General features: G+C 61.5%; 3 protein-coding genes and 1 pseudogene. All 4 read right to left on the bottom strand.

Annotation, left to right across the window (positions count from 1 at the left end; translation table 11 throughout):
- Positions 1 to 128 precede the first annotated feature (128 nt).
- On the bottom strand, positions 129 to 611 hold the full coding sequence (locus JWJ90_RS22525) for an ERCC4 domain-containing protein (protein WP_013258639.1): 483 nt from the start codon (positions 609 to 611) through the stop codon (positions 129 to 131).
- Positions 611 to 1,084 (bottom strand): DUF669 domain-containing protein, encoded by a 474-nt coding sequence (locus tag JWJ90_RS22520; protein WP_013219083.1) that lies wholly within the window; start codon positions 1,082 to 1,084, stop codon positions 611 to 613. The genes JWJ90_RS22525 and JWJ90_RS22520 overlap by 1 nt, the downstream gene beginning before the upstream one ends.
- 12 nt (positions 1,085 to 1,096) lie before the next feature.
- The gene (locus tag JWJ90_RS22515) at positions 1,097 to 1,867 is read right to left on the bottom strand and encodes an ATP-binding protein (RefSeq protein ID WP_155314821.1); all 771 of its coding nucleotides are present in this window, start codon (positions 1,865 to 1,867) and stop codon (positions 1,097 to 1,099) included.
- 26 nt (positions 1,868 to 1,893) lie between these two features.
- A pseudogene (locus tag JWJ90_RS22510) lies at positions 1,894 to 2,174 on the bottom strand (PD-(D/E)XK nuclease family protein); the annotation flags it as partial.

Genomic DNA, 2,174 nt, shown 5'->3' with positions numbered 1-2,174 from the left:
CCACGACCCGAGCAGGACCACAGGCTGATTTTCCCGGGCGAACAAATTGCCCGCGAACTGGACTTCCTCACCGGTCGGGGTGAGCAGTCGGCCTGCGGAGAACTTGGGTCCGGCATAGTAAACGCGCTCTATTCTTCCCCGGAGTCGCGCCGGGTTACTCTCATTTCTTTTTGGCATCTCGCGATCCTCCGGTGAAAACGTGTCAGGTACTCCTCGACAAAACGGCAGGCGGCCTGCCGGTCCGAGCAGAAGTAGACGGGGACACCGAAGTCGACGACGATGGAGGCGACCGTTCCGATCAGCGCGTGCGGGTGGGCATCGCTTCGGTAGCGGCCATCGACCAGATCGCGAAAGTTGCATTCGACAACCACGCAGGCGGATTCGTAGGCGGAGAGCTTTTCTAGCTCGCGGTGAAACCGCTTTCGCCCCCGGATGACGGTGGAGACGAAATCCGTCAGGGATTTGCGCTCCACCGCCACCCGTTCCTCAAGGCCGACCAGTGAGTAATCACCGGCGGGCAGCGCCTTGCGAACCGCCGAAACCTTGTCACTATCGAAGCTGTAGGGCTCCTGTTCGCGGGTGTCGACGACAACGGTGATCCGGTCCATCATCAGAACGGGATCATGTCGTCCATCGCCGCGCCGGGAGCTCCGGCATCGTCGGCCATGACAATGCGACGGTTGAAGTAGATGTTCTCGTTTTCACCGCGAGTGCGTTTGGTCACCTCCAGCTTGATGTTGAGAAGCTGCTCGAGGTGGCCCGGCAGGTCGGAGAGCTTCTGAAGCTGTAGCCCGCAGGTGTAGAGGTCCTGCTTGAGCCACTTGATGTTCTCGTTGCTGGCCATGACGTTGTTGCGCCAGAGCAGACGGCCCTTGTGGGTCGGCGCGAGAATGCGCAGGGTCCACTTGAGCATGGGGTTGCCCGAGGTCTGGGCGCGGGTCAGTTCGACCCGGTCGACGTTGACCTGGTACTTGCCGTCGGGGACGGCCTCGAACTCGCGTTCCTCGACTTCGGCGGTTTCAAAGGCGTCGTCGAACTGCGCCAGGTCGAGGTTGCTGCTGGATTGGTTTTCGTAGTGTTCCATGGTCGGATCTCCTTACTGTTGAGGTTTCGCCGCCGCACTCGCGGTCGGCTCCGGCTTCGGCCGGGCGGCACTCGCCGCAGCTCCGGTTGCCGTGTTGTTGAACGCTTTCACGAAGCTCGAAAAATCGAGGGGAATGACTTCGGGGAGTCGGCCGGTGCGGTCACCAGCGTCGTAATTGGGACTGGGCTTGGTGCGCATCACGCGCTGCCATACCGGCTTGCCGTCCTCGCCGGTTTTCATGTCCAGGTCGCAGAACAGGATCAGGTCCACCAGACCGGTGACCAGCTTCCGCGCCTTTTCCGGCAGCGTCGGCACGATGCGGGTGTGTTTGCCGGTCCGGGTCTCGATGTCCCGTTCCTGGGAGTGGGAGATCAGGATCAGCCCATAGGGCAGGAAGGCGAGCTTGTTGATGACGCGCTGGAACTCGTTGTTGATCAGCGCGTAGCCCTTGCCGTAGCCCAGGTCGGATTCGTGCTCGATCTTGAATTTCTTGCAGACGTAGTCCGAGCACATCTTGTAGGCGTTATCCACCGTGTCGACGACGATGGTCTTGAACTCGTGCTTGCCCTCGGCGATCTCCGCGCAGGCCTGCAGAAGATCGTCCCAGCAGGTGATCGGGGTCTGGAACACCTCCAGGGCGTTCAGGCCCGGCTCGGTCGCCAGGAACAGTGCGTCATCGGCCTTGGAGCACCAGGTGCTCTTGCCGATCTTGCTCGGGCCGTACACCAGGGCGGTGAGGTCCGAGAGTGTGTGTTTGGGTTTGCTTTTGGTCTTGGGAAGCATGGCTTCGTCTCCTTATGGTTGGGATTTCAAAACACCGGAGCGGCGTCTTCACCGGCTCCGTCCCGCAGCTCTTCGTGCGGGGCGATCCGTTGGAAATGGTTTTCGATGACGTTGGGGTTGCCGCCCGAGCGGCAGAGCTGGAAGTAGGCGCAGGGCCTTCCGTACTGGAAGCAGTAGCTGGTGTTGCGGTAGAAGGTGTCGCGCCGACGGGCGTCGAGCATGGCCTTGGAGAGTTCCCACAGCTCCGCCCGCAGTTCCTCGAACTGGTCGCGGGAGATGTAGAGCACCTCGCGGTGGAACATGCCCG

This window comes from Desulfobulbus rhabdoformis (genome assembly GCF_016919065.1).
GTDB lineage: Bacteria > Desulfobacterota > Desulfobulbia > Desulfobulbales > Desulfobulbaceae > Desulfobulbus > Desulfobulbus rhabdoformis.
This window is presented reverse-complemented; position numbering and strand designations above follow the sequence as displayed.

Coding starts and splice junctions, on each gene's coding strand:
- JWJ90_RS22525 (WP_013258639.1), bottom strand. CDS start 611: ATGATGGACCGGATCACCGTTGTCGTCGACACCCGCGAACAGGAGCCC.
- JWJ90_RS22520 (WP_013219083.1), bottom strand. CDS start 1,084: ATGGAACACTACGAAAACCAATCCAGCAGCAACCTCGACCTGGCGCAG.
- JWJ90_RS22515 (WP_155314821.1), bottom strand. CDS start 1,867: ATGCTTCCCAAGACCAAAAGCAAACCCAAACACACACTCTCGGACCTC.